The sequence below is a fragment of the Streptomyces sp. NPDC046303 genome (assembly GCF_055588085.1).
The window spans coordinates 25997-42453 of the sequence record NZ_JBVJFA010000010.1; the positions used below are offsets into that span (position 1 = coordinate 25997).

Genomic DNA, 16457 nt, shown 5'->3' on the forward strand with positions numbered 1-16457 from the left:
CGCCTAGAAGGGTTCGGCCGCCTCGAGCAGGCGCGGCGGCAGGTAGGGGGACGAGACCTTGATGTCCCAGCCCCGACGGCGGGCGCGGCAGGCCAGCGCCAGGACGTCGAGGCTGACCGCCGCCTCGATGCGCTCGGCGCGGTCCGAGACGCCGTAGTGGTCGCGATGGGCCTCGAGGGCGTCCGGCAGGGCCAGGTTGAAGCTCTCCTCGTCCCCCTCGACGAGCTGCGAGAGAAGAACGGCCGGCGCCTCCTTGAAGCCCCAGGCCTTGACCTGCGGGGCGTCGGCCAGCGCCTGGTCGGTGGCGGGCCCGGGGTCCTCGGCACGCAGGTAGTCGTGCAGGGCGCGGCGGTAGGACGCGTAGGCGGAACGGTCCTCCTTGTGGAACGCGGGACCGGTGAGGGCGAACGGGGCGAGGTCCTCGCGGCGGCCGGTGACCAGGGCGAGGAGGACCCCCTGGTGCCACTGCCCGGGGCCGGTCTCGTCGTTCCGGCCCGCCGGGTACGTGAGCCGCTCCCCGTCGACCGTCACCTCGACGTCGGTGCCGGGCTCGGCGAGCGCCGCACGGAAGATGGTGGAGCTCAGCCGGGCTGCGAGGCGGAGGCCTTCGCACTGCTCTTCCGTCGCGTCCGCGGACTGCGCGGCGCGTGCCATGAACAGGAGCTTGTGGTCGTTGGCGGCGTGCGCCAACTGCCGGACGGAGCGCGGCTTCCCGGGCGGCGGGGTGAGGGCTTCCCGGGCGGCCTGCTCGAACAGCGCCTCCCCCTCGGGGTGGACGGCCAGCGGGGACGCGGGCCGCTCGACCATCACCGGACCGGCGGCGAGGGCCGCGACCGCATCCGGCCGGCGGCGCGGCCGTACGCCCCGACCCGCGGCCCTGCCGTCGCGAAACCGGTGACCAGCGCCCGCGGCAGGTAGCCGGTGTCGATGGGCGGCCGCCAGCCTTCGCGGCGCCAGGCGAGCGCGGTCAGGGTCAGGGGGAGAAGGGGGAGCAGGGTACGGGGCGTGGGGGAGGGGCCACGGCCGGAACCGCCTTGGGAGGTGGCGTCGAGGGTGGCGTGCGGGAGCAGCAGCGCGGCCAACTCGGCACGGAACGCGTCCCGATCGCCGTGGGTCAGGGCGCGCAGCGCGCGGAGCCCGACGCTGTGCGGGTGGCTCTCCGGGTCGTCCTCGCCGCTGCCCTGCCGACCGGCGATCCGCGTGAGCGCGGCGTCGAGCGCGGCGAGCTTCTCCTCGCGGGACGGCGGACCCTTCGGGTACTCCCTGCCGATGTCTCCGCTGACGTACGCGAGCAGACCGTTGATCAGCTCGGCCGACGGCCATCCGGCCTTGTCCCGCTGCAGCGCCCGGCGGGCGAAGTGGAAGGCCTCGCCGTGGTGTTCGGTCTTGTCGACGAGAACCGCGAGGCAGAACGCCTCGATCCAGCCGTCCGCGCTCACGGGCTCCGGGCTGCCGTCCGGTTCGGTGTCGTAACGCAGGCCGAAGTCGGCGTAGGTGAGGAAGACGTCGAAGGGGACGCGGGGGTAGTACGCGCCGTATGCCACGGCTCCGGCAGCGGCCTCGGCGGCGTCACCGAGGGCCGCCTTCGCCTCGGGGGTGTCGAGACCGGGCGTCTCCATGGACAGCCGGTGCTGCGAGAGTGCGTGCCGGGCATCGCGACGCCGCGGACCTCCGTCAGACACCCCCTGGGGGCGTGGCTGCGGCGGAGCCGGGCGGGTGGCCGGCCGGCCACCGGGTGGCCGGGGCTACCGCCAGCCGTAGCGTTCGCGCAGCCGGTTGACCACCAGCCCGAAGCGTCCCCGGTCCAGCGCGCAGGCCTCGCGCCGCATCCCCGCCTCGTGCACCCGCAGCACCCGGTCGACGTCCACCCAGGACTCCCGGCGCGCGCTGTCCCACGGGCCGGTGCCGATCGGTACCCACTCCCGGTCGTGGTCGTGCCGCTTGCTGGACAGCTGTACGGCGAGCAGCGTCCGCTCGCCCGGCTCCCGGGCCACGACGAGGACCGGGCGGTCCTTGCCGCGGCCGTCGTTCTCCTCGTACGGGACCCAGGTCCACACGATCTCGCCCGGGTCCGGATCGCCGTCCGGGTCGGGTGCGTACTCCGTCCGCACCGGGCCGATGGCATGCGGATCGGCCTCGGTGGTGGCGGTGGCTCCGTCGCGGCCGGGCTGGTCGGTGGGGTGGTTGTCCTGGGGTGAAATGGTCGTCATCCGCGTGAGGCTAGCGGGTCGCGGTGTCGGACACGGGGCGCCGACGCGGCTCCTGCGTGACGAGGGCCATGACGAGGCCGTCGTAGCCCTTGCTGCCGACGGTCTGCAGGGCGGTGGCCGTCAGCTGGGGGTGTTCGGCGATCAGTTCGGTGAAGCGGCGGACGCCTTGCACGCGGGGGTCGGAGCTGGTGGCGTCGACCACGGCGCCGTCGCGGACGACGTTGTCGCCGATGATGACGCTGCCGGGCCGCGTCAGCCTGAGGGCCCACTCGAGGTACTCGGGATTGGACGGCTTGTCGGCGTCGATGAAGACCAGGTCGAACGGCTCGGTGTCCGCGAGCTGCGGGAGGAGGTCCACGGCCCTGCCGTGACGGATGTCGACGACGTCCTGCAGTCCGGCGCGGGCGATGTTCGCGGCGGCGACCTCGGCACACCGTGCGTCGACCTCCAACGTGACCACCTGCCCGCCTTCGGTGAGGGCCCGGGCGAGCCAGATGGTGCTGTAACCCCCCAGCGTGCCGATCTCCAGGATCCTGCGCGCGCCGCGAATCCGGGCGAGAAGGTGGAGCAACTTCCCCTGATTGGCCGCGACCTGATGGGGCGGAAGCCCCGCCGCCTCGCTGTCGGCCGTGGCGGCCGTCAGGGCCTCGTCCTCCTCGACCAACAGCCCGTCGAAGTACGCGTCCACGGCCGTCCAGGTCTGCTGAGTCATCGACATCCCCTCGGTCCTTATAGGTTCCCAAAAGGAACTTACCTGAGATCGCCGCCTTTCAACAGTCGTTGCAGTGGTCTGCCGGGCAGTGTCGCCTTGTGGCCGATTTGACCGCCTGACGGCAGCGGGATGACCCTGGAGGGGGAGAGACCGAGATCTGTGGGGTGATCCCCCATGTCATTCCCCAGCGGTATCCGTCCGGGGGAGCTCGGCACGGGTTATGCGAAGATGCGGCGGTCCTTCCTGCCGCGTCCGATGGCGGGGCACTACGCCGTGGACGAAGCCTTGTTGATGGGGCAGGCGATGGCCGCCGTGTGTGCCCGGTCCGATATCGCCGACCAGCTGGGGCTTCTCCAGGAGGCCCCGGATCTCGCTGCTGTGGTGGAGGAGCAGCGGGAATCCATCCGTCAGAACCTGACCGACCAGCTGGAGCGGACCCGCCAGGTCGCGGGCCACCTGGATGATCTGCTCGTGGCGGAGATGGAATCCGATCCGGTGCGGTACGCCGCGTTCACGGAGCTTTCTGAGGCGGCGGACGGCCTGCGCGATGTGCGGGCGGCGCTGCTCGATCTGAACCGTGAACTTTCCCGTGATGAGGTGACCGGCAAGGCGGCGGACCGTGTGCGGGTGCTGCTGAATGTGGCCTGGCAGCGACGGGAGACGGCCCGACAACTGCTGGCCGCCCGTACGCCCGTCTCGGGCCACTGGATCCGGGGCATGGCGAAGGACGGTCCGGCCGCTCCGCCGAAGCGGCCGGACGATCTCCGAGTCGCGATGCTTCGCGAGCTCATGGCCCTGCGGAACGCAGAGTCCGAGGTCGAGGCCAGCCTGGCGAAGGACGTGCGCGAGCAGCAAGCGCGGGCGCGCGAGCGGCAGGAGTACCGCGCCCTGGAGACGGAATGGGACGCGGCACGGGCGGACCTCGACGCGGCGGCGGAATCGTGCGTTTACACGGTGGTCGTCACGGCCCTCAACAGTGCTGTGGCCGCGCAGTTCGCCTTGAGCATGCAGGTCGGCTCCCTTGACCTTCTCCGCGAGACGGTGGCCAACAGAAAGGTGGTGGTCACCTCGGCCTTCGAGCGGTTGGAGTCGATGATCGACCGGTGGGGCGAGGGAAGCTTCGGCATCGCGGGTCCGAGAGGTGTGGGCAAGTCCCGGCTCATCGAGTACTTCACGACCTCCAGCCCGCCCAGCGAGGGGTCCGAGGACGCGGACCTGCGACCACCGGAGCACACCCGGCTGGGGGTCAGGGTGGCCGCCCCCGTCGCGTACGATCCGCGCGATTTCGTCCTGCACCTGCATGCCGAGGTCTGCCGTGCGCTGGTGGGCCCCGATGCGGACCGCAGCCTCGAAGCGGAGGTGAACGACAGTCCACGGCCCCGCTATGCGACCAGGGTCGCCACCGCGGTCGGTATCGCTCTGGCCGGAGTGGCCGTCCTGGCTGCCGGCGCCGTACTCGTGGCCCGCGCGGCCCGGCTGGTCAGCGCTCCGGGTGACTCGTGGGCCTATGCCGGCGTGGTCCTGACCGCGGCCGCGGCAGCCCTCTTGGTGGTGTTCTTCGTTGCCGCCGTCGAGCTGGCGGTGCCGCGTGCCTTCCGGTCCACGTCCGAACCGGCCTCCGACGGTGGGCCGGGGTCCGAGCAGAGCCGGCGGCATGCCAAGGCGGAGGATCTGGCCAGGTGGTGGTGCCCTGCGCTGGCGCTGTGCGCGGCGGGCGGCCTGTCGCTGCTCACGGTGTCCGGCGGGCTGGGGCGCGGTACGTGGATGCTGCTGGGAGGTGTGGCGATGGTCCTCCTCGGTGCGGCGCTGATCCTCGCGGGGAGCCGGCTGGCGAAGGTGGCCAGGGAGTTGTGGCATATCGCCCGAGCCGGAACATCCGACAAGTCGAGGTACTCCCGGGAGGCCGCGCTCCGTGAACTCGCCCTCGACCAGCTCCGGCAGATCCGCTACGAGCAGACGCTCAGCGCTGAGCACACGATGACGCTCAGGCTCGGTGGTGCGCGCCAGCTTCCGGTAGGAGTCGACATCAGTGCCAAACAAGGGACGACGATGGGTGAACGGGCCAAGAGCTATCCCGAGATCGTGGCCGGGCTCCGGGTGTTCCTTGAGGCAGTGACCCAGCATTACCAGCTCATCATCGCCGTCGACGAGCTGGACAAGGTGAGAAGCGCGGAGGAAGTCGAGAAGTTCCTCAACGATGTCAAGGGAATGTTCGGCGCCAGCCGATGCTTCTTCCTTGTCTCCGTTTCGGAGGAGGCCGCCGCGAGCTTCGCACGGCGCGGGATGCCCTTCCGTGATGTGTTCGACAGCTGTTTCGACGATGTCCTCACGCTCCAGCGCCTGGAGCTTCCCAACGCGCAGCAGATGCTTCACGGGCTGCTCCTGGGATGGAAGGACCCCTTCGTAGCCCTGTGCTACGTCCTGTCGGGCGGCCTCCCCCGGGAACTGCAGCGCAGCGCTCGCGCGTTGGTCGGCCGGCACGAGGAAGGAAGCGAGATCGACCTGGTGCAAGAGGTGCCGCAACTCATGCGAAGCGAGGCCGTGGCACGGCTGGCCGGCGTTCGCCACGGCCTGCTGCGGGAAGCCACGGGCGCGGCGGGCCTCGCGCTCGTCAACCGCATCGAACTCATCGAACCTGCGGGCGCCTCAGCGGACCGGTTCCGCGAGTGGTACGAGGAGCTGGGCGCGTGGTGTCTGCGGCAGGGCGCCGGTCTCCGCGCGGCCGACGGGTCGCCGCAGATGCCCGCGGCCACGCGCCTGGGGTGCGAGCTCGCCGCCTTCATGCTCTTCGCCGCGACGGTGATGGACTTCTTCGGGGCGACCCTGACCTCGGACCGCCTCAAGCAGGCCACAGGGCCCGACGCGGGCGCCAGGTCCCTCACACGGCTCGCCGACGCCCGCCACGCCCTCTCCCCAAGCCCCTGGACTTCGGTCGCTTGCCTGACGGCCTTCCGTAGGGCCTGGGGCCTCTAGGGGGTGTCTAGGGGAGTGCCCGCCCGGCTATCGGCCCCAGGAGTCCCCGGCCCACCTCGCGGCCCATCCCTCCGCCGACTCCAGCTGCGCCGCCAGGCCCAGCAGGGTCGGCTCCGAGTCGGCCGGGCCCAGGAGCTGGGCCCCCGTCGGCAGGCCGTCCTCCGTGAAGCCCGCCGGAACGTTCACGCCCGGCCAGCCCAGCACGTTCCACGTCCAGGCGTACGGGCAGGCGGCGATCATCGCCCGGTCCGTGGCCATCGCACCCAGGCCCGACAGCGCTCCGATCCGCAGGGGCGGGGTGGCCGTCGTCGGGGTCAGGACCACGTCGAAGCGGCCGAAGATCTCCCCGACCCGCCGGCGCAGCACCGCTTCCGTCCGGCGGGCCGCGCGCAGGGGCAGGCCGCCCAGGATCCGGCCCGTCCGTACCGCCTCGTGCGTACGGGGGTCCAGCAGCCCGGGATCCGGAACCCGCGACGCCCAGTCCCGTACGCCGCTCGTCGCCCGGGGGACGAAGGTCAGGCCGATCGGACCGTACCGGGGGTCCTCGGGAACCACCTCGTGGCCCAGCGACTCCAGCCGCGCCGCCAGCCGCTCCACCGCCGAACGCACCTCCGGGTCCAGGGACTTGGGCGTCGCCGTGAACGGCATCGCGAACGACAGGGCGATGCGCAGCCGGCGCGGCGTGCGGCGGGCCGCCTCCGCGGCCGAGATGCGGGCCGGCCGGTGCAGGTCCTCGGGGTGCGGGCCGCTCGCCGCGTCCAGAAGGAGGGCCGCGTCGGCCACCGTACGGGCCAGGACGCCGTTGACGGTGAGCCCGTGGAAGGACTCCGGCTCCGGCCAGGTGGAGATCCGCCCGCGCTGCGGTTTCACGCCGATCAGGTGCGTCCAGGCCGCGGGGATCCGGACGGAGCCCGCGCCGTCGGACCCGAGCGCCGCCGGGACCAGTCCCGCCGCCACCGCGGCCGCCGAGCCGCCCGAGGAACCGCCGGGCGTGTAGGCGGTGTTCCACGGGTTGCGGGTCTCTCCGAAGGCCTCGCCCTCGGTGAACGGCCACTGGCCCAGCTCCGGCGTCTGGGTCTTGCCGACGATCACGGCACCGGCCGCGCGCAGCCTGCGTACCGCCTCGCTGTCGGCGGCCTTCGCGGGGAAGGCGCCGGCGCAGCCGAAGGAGGTCGGCTCGCCGGCCACGTCCATGTCGTCCTTCACGGCGAGCGGAACGCCCAGCAGCGGCAGCCGCTCGCCCGCGGCCAGCCGCCGGTCCGCCGCGTCCGCCTCCGCGAGGGCGGCTTCGGCGCGCACCGTCCGGAACGCGTTGAGCCGGGGCTGGGCGGCCGCGATCCGGTGCAGGGCGCGCTCCGTCAACTCCCGTGCCGAGCAGCGGCCTTCGGCGAGAGCTGCCGCCGTCTCCACCAGGCCCGACGGCCCGCCGGAGCCGGAGCCGGAGCCGGAGCCGGAGCCGTAGCCGTAGTCGGATCCGTGTCCGGAGCCGCAGGCGGCCGGCCCCGCCGCCGAGACCGTTGACGCTGAAGAATCAGACACCGCGACCACTCCCCCTACCGATCAGTAAGGAGACCGTAGCGGTGGGTGGCCGGAGGTGACTAGATCCAACCTTCCAGCGAGGCCATGAACCCGTCGAAGTCGTCCCGGTGGATGGTGTGTCCGGCCCCGGCGACCGAACGCACCTCGAAACCACGGCTCTTGAGGACCGCCGCCCGTTCCGGCGAGACCAGCGTGCTCGGATCGGCGAGCTGTACCAGCGAAGGGACTGCGGGGGCCGCCGGCATCAGGTCGGCTCCCCTCAGCGGGACGAGGCTCAGCGCGGTGGCCTCGTCCCACACCGCCAGGGTCGCCCGCTCGATGTCCACATCGGCCTCCTCCCATCGCGGGTTCATCGCCTGGATCCGTTCTCTGGGCGCTGTCTTGAACTCCGCGAGCAGCTCCGGCCCGAAGCCCTCCGGGGAGGCGGAGAGGTGCCACGCCGGGTCGGAGAACACCGCGCGCCGCGGCCTCAGCTGGTCCACCGCGAGCGACAGGGTCAAGGCGCCCAGGGAGTGGCCCACGGCGAGTTCGGCGCCCGACGGCAGGGTCTCGACCAGGTCGTCCGCGAAGAGCGCCGGGCTGTACTCGCCCCGGCCGTTGGCCCCGTGGCCGCGCAGGTCCACGGCGATCACGTGGTATCCGCGGTCGGCGAGGGCGGGACCCACCCGGCGCCAGGTCCGGTGGTCGGCCATGATCCCGTGGACCAGGAGGGCGATGCGCTCGCCCTCGCCCCAGGTCTGGGTGTGCAGCAGCACGGTGGTGCCTTTCGTCGATGAGGGGAGGAACGGTGGCGAGACAGGAGGGAACGGGGAGAGGGGAGGGGACGGGTCAGCGCACGCTGCGGATCGGCATCACGGCCAGGGCGCCCGCCACCGCCAGTACGGCCGCGACGACGAACAGGGCCGTGTACCCGCCGCTGAGCGAGACCACGACCGAGGCGATGAACGGCGCGACGATCTGCGGACCGGCGTTGGCGATGTTGAGCACGCCCATGTCGCGGGCCGCGTCCTCGGCCTTGGGGAGCACCAGCGTCACGAGCGCGGTGTCCACGGCCATGTAGCAGCCGAACGCGAGCCCGTTGACGACCGAGAAGGCCAGCATCGCCGTCCAGCCGGCCGACAGGGCCGGGATCACCAGCGCCACCGCCGACAGCAGGGCGGAGGCGCCCACGAAGAGCTTGCGGCGGTCGAAGCGGTCGGAGAGGTAGCCGCCGAGGACCGTGGAGACGACCATCGCCACGCTGGTCAGCGGCATCAGCACCGCCACCGCGGCCTCCGGCTCCATGCCGCCGGGCAGCACCGTGTGGTCCTGGAGGACGTAGAGCTGGTAGCCGCTCACCGCGAAGTACCCGAGGACGAGCAGCGCCCGCCCGATGAAGGCCCACCGGAAGTCGTGGTCGCGCAGCGCGCTCGCGAAGGCGGCGAGCTGCGCCTTGACGGGCAGCGGCGCGCGCGCCGGCAGCCGCTGCTCGCGGGTGCAGGCGGTGAAGAGGACCGCCGAGCCCGCCACGAGCGCGCCGAAGACGAGGTAGCCGGTGCGGTAGTCGTCGGAGAAGGCCGCGCCGACCAGCGCGCCGAGCGTGGAACCGAAGGGCAGGCCGAGGCCGACGGCCGCGGAGGCCTTGCCGCGTGCGTCCATCGGCACCCGGTCGGGCACCACGGAGGTGAGGGCGGCCTGGTAGACGTTCATGACGGCCTGGCCGAGGCACCAGGCGATCGTGATCAGCAGGATCGTGTCGGCGAAGCCGAGCAGGAACATCGCCGGTACGGCGGCGAGTCCGCCGCCGAGGATCCAGGGGTTGCGCCGTCCGCTGCGGTCGGACAGGGCACCGGCGACGGGGTTGAACACCGTGGCGAAGACCGCCGAGACCCCTGCGATCAGGCCGAAGTTCGCCACTTTGTTCGCCGGATCGACATCTTCCACCTGGAGCGCGAGCAGGACGCCGGCGACGCCTGTGTACAGGGCGTACATGGCGCTGTTGCCGACGAGCAGCAGCGGCAGCAGCCCTCGTCCGGGGCGGGACGGGCCGGTCGCGGCGGACGTGCCGGCGGTGGCTGGGCCGGCGGTGGCTGGGCCGGCGGCGGCGCTGCCGATGCCGTTGCCGGGGGAGGAAAGGCCCACGGTGCCCTCCTGGGCGGGTGCGAGGGGATGAGGGATGGGGGGCGGGAGGGGTGCGCGCCGCCCTGTCGCGACGGCGGGGGTGCGACGGAGCGCGACAGGGCGGCGGCACGTCGGGACACGCGCGGCGACGTGCTCGGCGAAGCGGATGCGGCGCGTCAGTTACACGTGTCAATGAATCGTGTAACCACTGTGTAGCAGCCGATTCCGGCCATCCGCTAGCCCCCGGCCGCAACCGGTCTGGAAAGATGCCACGGCAATGTCTCAGTCATCGAAGTCGCCGTCGCCGGCACCCGCCTCGGGGCGCTCCGGCTCCTCCACGCCGCCGCAGGCCCCGCCGCCCCCCGTGCCGACCAGTGCCGACGTCGCCAGGCTCGCGGGCGTGTCGCGCGCCACGGTCTCGTACGTCCTGAACAACGCCGAAGCCGTGCGCATCAGCGAGCCGACCCGCCGCAAGGTGCGCGAGGCCGCCGAGGAACTCGGATACGTGCCCCACGCGGCGGCCCGCAGCCTGCGCGCCGGGCACACCCGGATCGTGCTGCTGCCCACCTCGCACGTGCCGGTCGGGCCGCTGTACAGCACCTTCCTCAACGAACTCCAGTGGGCACTGCGCCGGCTCGACTACACCGTGGTCCAGTACGGCAGCCTCGGCCTCAGCGGTGACGAGGCCGCCCGCGCCTGGGCCGAGCTGCGTCCCGTGGCGGTGATCTCCCTGGGTGAGACCACGCTCTCGGCGCACAACGTGGCCACCCTCAAGCGGGCCGGGGCCCGCGCGGTGATCACCATGGGCCCGGGCAGCGTGCCGGGCGCGCACGCGCTGGTCATGAACCAGGAGCAGGTCGGAGCACGGGCCGCCGCCCACCTGGTCGAGCGCGGCCGGCGCCGGATCGGCGTGATCGTGCCCGAGGAGGACGGCATGGAACTGTTCTCCGCGCCCCGGCTGGCGGGCGCCCGCGAGGCGGTGCGGGGAGCGGCCGGGGCCGGTGCGGCCGGTGCGCAGATCGAGGCCCTCCCGATGGCCTACTCCGAGGAGTCGGCCGCGTCGCTCGCGGCCCGCTGGCGCGGACTCGGTCTGGACGCCGTCTTCGCGTACAACGACGAGTACGCCATGCTGCTCATGCGGGCCCTGCAGGACGAGGGGCTGCGCATCCCCGAGGACGTCGCCGTCATCGGCGCCGACGACCTGCTCATCGGACGGCTGCTGCGGCCCCGGCTGAGCACGGTGCAGATCGAACTGCCGACCGGGGACCACCTGGCCTCGCTGGTGGACCGCGCCGTGCGGGAGCCGTCGGAGGTCACGGAGCGGCACGACCTGATGGCGGCGAGGGCCGTCCACCGCGAGTCGACCTGACGACCGGCGGCCAGGAGACGGGGGACGGCCGCTTTCACGCCAGAAGCCCGGCGCGGCGTGCCGGCCGCTTCCGGGGCCGGGGGCCGTTGACAGGCGGTGACCTGCGGACGGAGACTGCGGGCGCGTCCCACCGGGCGCGCCCGGCGGCGTCCCGCGGTGCCCACACACGCACCGAAGCGCCACCGCCCGTACGGATCCGCCCAGGAGCGACCCCATGAGCATCCGCACCGTCCGCGACGTCTACGTCGTCGACGCCGTCCGCACCCCGATCGGCAAGTTCGGCGGGGCCTTCGCCGGAGTCCGGCCGGACGACCTCGCCGCGCACGTGGTCCGCGCGCTGGTGGAGCGTACGCCCGACCTCGACCCGGCCCGCATCGACGACGTCGTCTTCGGCGACGCCAACGGCGCGGGCGAGGACAACCGCGACGTCGCCCGGATGGCGGTCCTGCTGGCCGGCCTCCCGGTGAGCGTCCCGGGCGTCACCGTCAACCGGCTGTGCGGATCGGGCCTCGAAGCCGTGATCCAGGCCGCCCGCGCCATCGCGCTGGGCGACGCCTCCGTCGCCATCGCGGGCGGAGTCGAGTCGATGACCCGCGCCCCCTGGGTGGTGCAGAAGCCCGAACGCACCTTCCCGGCCGGCCACCAGCAGATGTGGTCCACCACGCTGGGCTGGCGGATGACCAACCCGCGGATGCCCGCGGAGTGGACCGTCTCCCTCGGCGAGGGCGCCGAACTCGTCGCCGACAAGTACGCCATCACGCGCGAGGCGCAGGACGCCTTCGCCCTGGAGAGCCACCGCAAGGCGGCGGCCGCCTGGGCCGCCGGTCTGTACGACGGCGAGGTCGCGCCGTACGAGGGCGTGGACCTGGTACGGGACGAGTGCATCCGGGAGGGTTCCACGCCCGAGGCCCTGGCCCGGCTGAAGCCCGCCTTCCGTACGGACGGCCGGGGTACGGTCACGGCCGGCAACGCCTCCCCGCTCAACGACGGCGCCGCGGCCCTTCTGCTGACCGACGAGGCGGGCCTGGCCGCCACCGGCCGGGAGCCCCTCGCCCGCATCCGTGCCTCCGCCGTCACCGGCATCGAGCCCCAGCTCTTCGGACTGGGCCCGGTGGACGCCGTGCAGCAGGCGCTCGGCAAGGCCGGCCGAGGGTTCGGCGACCTCACCGCCTTCGAACTCAACGAGGCTTTCGCCGCACAGGCGTTGGGCTGCCTGGCGGCCTGGCCGGAGCTCGACCCGGCGGTGGTCAATCCGCGCGGGGGCGCCATCGCGATCGGCCACCCCCTCGGCGCGTCGGGGGCCCGCCTGGCCGGCTCGGTCGCGCACCAGCTGGCGGCGGCGGGCTCGGGCACCGGCATGGCGGCGCTGTGCATCGGGGTCGGGCAGGGCATCGCGCTCGTCCTGGAGCGCTGAAGGGCGTCGATCGTTTCCGGTCACCGCCCCTCCTCAACTGCCCAATAACTGAACAGAAGTGGAGCCTCCGGTCTGGCACGATGGCGCGTGCTGCCGCCCCCCGCACGCCCCCCGCACGCCCGGCACTCGCCCATCCCACCCGGAGGCCCCGCGCCATGCCGATCCTCGATCCGACGCTCTGGCAGGACGGACCCACCCTCACCGGCGGCGCCGCCCCGGTCGTCGAACCCGCCACCGGCCGCACCCTCGCCACCGTCGACCTGGCCGCGCCCGCTGATGTCGCGGAGGCGGCCGTACGGGCGCAGGCCGCGCAGCGCGAGTGGGCGCGCGCCACCCACCCGGAGCGGGCGGCCGTGCTGCGCCGCGCCGGGGACCTGTTCACCGCGCACGCCGACGAGCTGCGGGAATGGCTGGTGCGGGAGTCCGGCTCGATACCGGGCAAGGCCGACTTCGAGCTGCACGTCGCCGCGCAGGAGTGCTACGAGGCCGCCGCGCTGGCCTCCCGCCCGACCGGGCAGGTGCTGCCGAGCGAGGCGCCCCGGCTCTCGTTCACCCGGCGGGTGCCGGCCGGGGTGGTCGGGGTCGTGGCCCCGTTCAACGCCCCGCTGATCCTGTCGATCCGCTCGGTGGCGCCCGCGCTGGCCCTCGGCAACGCGGTGCTGCTCAAGCCGGACCGGCGCACCGCCGTCTGCGGAGGTCTCGCGCTCGCCGCCGTCTTCGCCGCCGCGGGACTGCCGGGCGGCCTGCTGCACGTCCTGCCGGGCGGCGCCGAGACGGGGGCCGCGGTCGTCGCCGATCCGCGGGTCCGGGTGGTGTCGTTCACCGGATCCACCGCCGCCGGCCGGTCCGTCGCCGAACTGGCGGGCCGTCACCTCACGCGCGTCCACCTGGAGTTGGGCGGCAACTCGGCCCTCGTCGTACTCCGCGACGCGGACGTGGAGGCCGCCGTGGCCCAGGCCTCCTGGGGTTCCTTCTTCCACCAGGGCCAGATCTGCATGACCGCCGGCCGCCACCTCGTGCACGCCTCGCTCTACGACGAGTACGTGGAGCGGCTCGCCGTACGCGCGGAGGCCCTGGCGGTGGGGGACCCGTACCGCGAGCAGGTCCATCTGGGCCCGCTGATCGACCGGGCCCAGGTGGAGCGCGTACACGCCCTGGTCGAGGCCAGCACCGGACAGGGCGCCAAGCTCGTCGCGGGCGGCACCCACCGCGACCTGTTCTACCGGCCGACCGTGCTGGCCGGGGTGTGCGACGACACCCCCGCCTACGCCGAGGAGGTCTTCGGGCCCGTCGCGCCCGTTCGGTCCTTCGTCACGGAGGAGGAGGCGGTGGAGCTGGCCTCGGCCGGCCCGTACGGGCTCTCCCTCGGGATCGTCACCCGGGACGCGGCGCGCGGGCTGGACCTGGCCGAGCGGATCCCGACCGGGATCGCGCACGTCAACGACCAGACCGTCAACGACGAGGCCGTTGCCCCGTTCGGCGGAGTGGGCGCCTCCGGCACTGGCGCCCGGTTCGGCGGCGAGGCCAACCTGGACGCCTTCACCGAGCTGCGCTGGACCACGACCCGCTCCACCCCCGCAGGGCATCCGTTCTAGGAACCGTCCGGTCGCGGGCGGAATGATGCGCACACGTCGTTGGTTCAAGGAGCAGAACGCCCAATCAGGAGGCAGGACACCGTGGCTACAGTCGAGCTCACCAAGGAAAACTTCGACCAGACGGTCAGCGAGAACCCGTTCGTGCTGATCGACTTCTGGGCGGGCTGGTGCCGGCCGTGCCTGCAGTTCGCCCCGGTCTTCGAGAAGGCCTCGCAGGCCCACCCCGACCTGGTCTTCGCCAAGGTGGACACCGAGGCGCAGCAGGAGCTGGCCGGAGCCTTCCAGATCACCTCGATCCCGACCCTGATGATCGTCCGGGACCAGGTGGCGATCTTCGCCCAGCCCGGCGCCCTGCCCGAGGCGGCCCTGACGGACCTCATCGCGCAGGCGCGCGCCCTCGACATGGACGAGGTGCGCGCCAAGATCGCCGCGGAGCAGCAGGGCGGCCAGGACACCGGCACGCCGGAGGCCTGATTGCGTGACGCCGCCCCCGGCGGGCGGCGACACTGACCCGTATGACTGGAGCCGTGGAGTACGACGTAGTGGTGCTCGGCGGGGGGCCGGCAGGCGAGAACGTCGCCGACCGGACCCGCGCCGCCGGGCTGAGTACCGCCCTGGTCGAGAGCGAGCTCGTGGGCGGGGAGTGCTCGTACTGGGCGTGCATCCCGAGCAAGGCGCTGCTGCGCCCGGTGCTGGCGCGGGCCGATGCCCGCCGGGTGCCGGGCCTGGCGGGCGCCGCCGGGGGGCCGCTCGACACGGCGGCGGTGTTCGCGCACCGCGACTACTGGACCGGGAACTGGAAGGACGAGGGCCAGATCGACTGGCTAGACTCGATCGGCGCCCATGTCTACCGGGGCCACGGCCGTCTGTACGGGGTCCGCAAGGTCGCCGTCACCAGCCCCGAGGGCGAGCACCACGTACTGTCCGCCCGCCACGCGGTGGTGGTCGCCACCGGGAGCCGGGCCGTGATCCCCGACGTCCCCGGGATGGCCGCGGCCGGCCCGTGGACCAGCCGCGAGGCGACGTCGGCCCGGGAGGTGCCGGGGCGGCTGCTGATCGTGGGCGGCTCGGTGGTGGCCGCGGAGATGGCCACGGCATGGCAGGGCCTCGGATCGCAGGTCACCGTACTCGTACGCGGTTCGGGACTGCTGCCGCGGATGGAGCCCTTCGCCGGCGGGCTGGTCGCCGAGGCGCTGCGCGAGGCGGGCGCGGTGGTCCGTACGGGTGTGAGCGCCGAGGCCGTCGTACGGGACGGCACCACCGGCCCCGTCACGGTGGTGCTGGAGGGCGGCGAGCTCGTCGAGGGCGACGAACTGCTGGTGGCGACCGGACGCGCGCCGCGGACCGAGGACATCGGGCTGGACACGGTCGGGCTGCCCGCGAGGCAGTGGATCGGGGTCGACGACAGCTGCCGGGTGCCCGGGCACGACTGGCTGTACGCCGTCGGCGACGTCAACCACCGCGCGCTCCTGACCCACCAGGGCAAATACCAGGCCCGTATCGCGGGAGCCGCGATCGCCGCCCGCGCGGAAGGCGGCGCCCCGCTCGCCACCGGCCCCTGGGGTGCGCACGCGGCGACCGCCGACACCCGGGCCGTCCCGCAGGTGGTCTTCAGCGACCCGGAAGCCGCCGCGGTCGGCCTCAGCCTCGCCGAGGCCGAACGGGCGGGCCACCGGGTCCGCGCCGTCGACCACGACCTCTCCAAGGTCTCGGGCGCCGGACTCTACGCCGACGGCTACCGCGGCCGCGCCCGGATGGTCGTCGACCTGGACCGCGGGATCCTCCTCGGAGCCACCTTCGTCGGCCCGGGCGCCGCCGAACTGCTGCACGCGGCCACCATCGCCGTGGCGGGCGAGGTCCCGATCGAACGCCTCTGGCACGCGGTCCCGGCCTTCCCGACGATCAGCGAAATCTGGCTCAGGCTGCTGGAGACGCACCGCGGATAACCGCCGGCACCGCCGGACACCACCGCACGTCAGCTGCCGGGCGCGTTCGCGGCCGCGAGGGGAGCTCCAGGCGCAAGAGGCGGGCCACGCTGCCGCCCTGGAAACGGCCCGGGAGCTGCGTGACCGGCGGGGGCAGGTGTACAGCCTCAACCACCTGGGGGCGGTGCACCGCTGTACCGGCGCCAACACCGCGGCCGTCGAAGCCCACAACGACGCGCTGGAGACCGCCCGGCTGCTGGGCGACCGGCGTGCGCAGGCGCATGCCCTGCACCATCTGGCGTTCGTACGGTCCCGCATGGGCGAGTTGCCGGAAGCGGCCCGTTCCGCGCGCGAAGCCCTGGACATCGCCACCGGCCTGGGCGACCGGCGGGGCCGGGCAAGCGCCTTGCGGGCGTGGGGAGTCGTCCAGCTCGCACAGGGGGAGCCGGTGCAGGCGATCGAGACCCTCACCGGCGCCCTCGCGGTGTGCGAGGAGATCGGTGACTGCCCGGACCGCCTGTCGCTGCTCAACGACCCCGAGGCCGAGGAACTGGCCGCCGAGCTGGATCACACCGCACCCGGGGCCGGCGACGGCCCCGCGTAGACGGCTCTCGGCTCGC

14 protein-coding genes are annotated in these 16457 nt (G+C 73.4%); 7 read left to right on the forward strand and 7 right to left on the reverse strand.

The genetic code is table 11. From position 1 onward, the window contains the following. Window positions 1-3: 3 nt before the first annotated feature. The 4 genes from ACZ6I1_RS12805 to ACZ6I1_RS12820 all read right to left on the reverse strand — a co-directional run bounded on the left by ACZ6I1_RS12805 (window position 4) and on the right by ACZ6I1_RS12820 (window position 2922). Window positions 4-807, reverse strand: coding sequence for an immunity 49 family protein (locus ACZ6I1_RS12805; protein ID WP_469286344.1), 804 nt, complete (start codon window positions 805-807; stop codon window positions 4-6). Then, window positions 807-1619, reverse strand: a complete 813-nt coding sequence (locus ACZ6I1_RS12810; protein WP_469286345.1) for an Imm49 family immunity protein — start codon at window positions 1617-1619, stop codon at window positions 807-809. The genes ACZ6I1_RS12805 and ACZ6I1_RS12810 overlap by 1 nt, the downstream gene beginning before the upstream one ends. 126 nt (window positions 1620-1745) lie before the next feature. Next, a complete protein-coding gene (locus tag ACZ6I1_RS12815; protein WP_469286347.1) occupies window positions 1746-2210 on the reverse strand; it encodes a type II toxin-antitoxin system PemK/MazF family toxin in 465 nt (154 codons plus the stop codon). 10 nt (window positions 2211-2220) lie between these two features. Further along, window positions 2221-2922 (reverse strand): O-methyltransferase, encoded by a 702-nt coding sequence (locus ACZ6I1_RS12820; RefSeq protein WP_469286348.1) that lies wholly within the window; start codon window positions 2920-2922, stop codon window positions 2221-2223. Between the two features lie 174 nt (window positions 2923-3096). Between ACZ6I1_RS12820 and ACZ6I1_RS12825 the strand changes: the two genes are divergently transcribed. Further along, window positions 3097-5895: a hypothetical protein gene (locus tag ACZ6I1_RS12825; RefSeq protein ID WP_469286350.1), complete on the forward strand. Its 2799-nt coding sequence runs from the start codon at window positions 3097-3099 to the stop codon at window positions 5893-5895. A 27-nt stretch (window positions 5896-5922) separates the two neighbouring features. On the opposite strand, the gene ACZ6I1_RS12830 is transcribed toward ACZ6I1_RS12825, so the two are convergent. The 3 genes from ACZ6I1_RS12830 to ACZ6I1_RS12840 form a co-directional block, all read right to left on the reverse strand. After that, the gene (locus tag ACZ6I1_RS12830) at window positions 5923-7305 is read right to left on the reverse strand and encodes an amidase (protein WP_469286720.1); all 1383 of its coding nucleotides are present in this window, start codon (window positions 7303-7305) and stop codon (window positions 5923-5925) included. 188 nt (window positions 7306-7493) lie between these two features. Continuing rightward, complete coding sequence (locus ACZ6I1_RS12835; protein WP_469286353.1) at window positions 7494-8189, reverse strand: alpha/beta fold hydrolase; 696 nt, start codon at window positions 8187-8189, stop codon at window positions 7494-7496. Window positions 8190-8262: 73 nt separating this feature from the next. Continuing rightward, window positions 8263-9555, reverse strand: coding sequence for an MFS transporter (locus tag ACZ6I1_RS12840; RefSeq protein ID WP_469286355.1), 1293 nt, complete (start codon window positions 9553-9555; stop codon window positions 8263-8265). Window positions 9556-9811: 256 nt separating this feature from the next. Here ACZ6I1_RS12840 and ACZ6I1_RS12845 point away from each other — a divergent pair, with 256 nt between their 5' ends. The 6 genes from ACZ6I1_RS12845 to ACZ6I1_RS12870 all read left to right on the forward strand — a co-directional run bounded on the left by ACZ6I1_RS12845 (window position 9812) and on the right by ACZ6I1_RS12870 (window position 16441). After that, the gene (locus ACZ6I1_RS12845) at window positions 9812-10903 is read left to right on the forward strand and encodes a LacI family DNA-binding transcriptional regulator (protein WP_469286357.1); all 1092 of its coding nucleotides are present in this window, start codon (window positions 9812-9814) and stop codon (window positions 10901-10903) included. Window positions 10904-11117: 214 nt separating this feature from the next. Beyond that, entirely contained in the window at window positions 11118-12317 is a 1200-nt protein-coding gene (locus tag ACZ6I1_RS12850; protein WP_469286359.1) for a thiolase family protein, read from the forward strand. A 155-nt stretch (window positions 12318-12472) separates the two neighbouring features. Further along, window positions 12473-13912, forward strand: coding sequence for an aldehyde dehydrogenase family protein (locus ACZ6I1_RS12855; protein ID WP_469286361.1), 1440 nt, complete (start codon window positions 12473-12475; stop codon window positions 13910-13912). An 81-nt stretch (window positions 13913-13993) separates the two neighbouring features. Continuing rightward, window positions 13994-14386: a thioredoxin family protein gene (locus tag ACZ6I1_RS12860; protein ID WP_469286363.1), complete on the forward strand. Its 393-nt coding sequence runs from the start codon at window positions 13994-13996 to the stop codon at window positions 14384-14386. A 41-nt stretch (window positions 14387-14427) separates the two neighbouring features. Further along, window positions 14428-15858 (forward strand): dihydrolipoyl dehydrogenase family protein, encoded by a 1431-nt coding sequence (locus ACZ6I1_RS12865; protein WP_469286365.1) that lies wholly within the window; start codon window positions 14428-14430, stop codon window positions 15856-15858. A 136-nt stretch (window positions 15859-15994) separates the two neighbouring features. Beyond that, window positions 15995-16441, forward strand: a complete 447-nt coding sequence (locus ACZ6I1_RS12870) for a tetratricopeptide repeat protein (RefSeq protein WP_469286367.1) — start codon at window positions 15995-15997, stop codon at window positions 16439-16441. Window positions 16442-16457 lie beyond the last annotated feature (16 nt).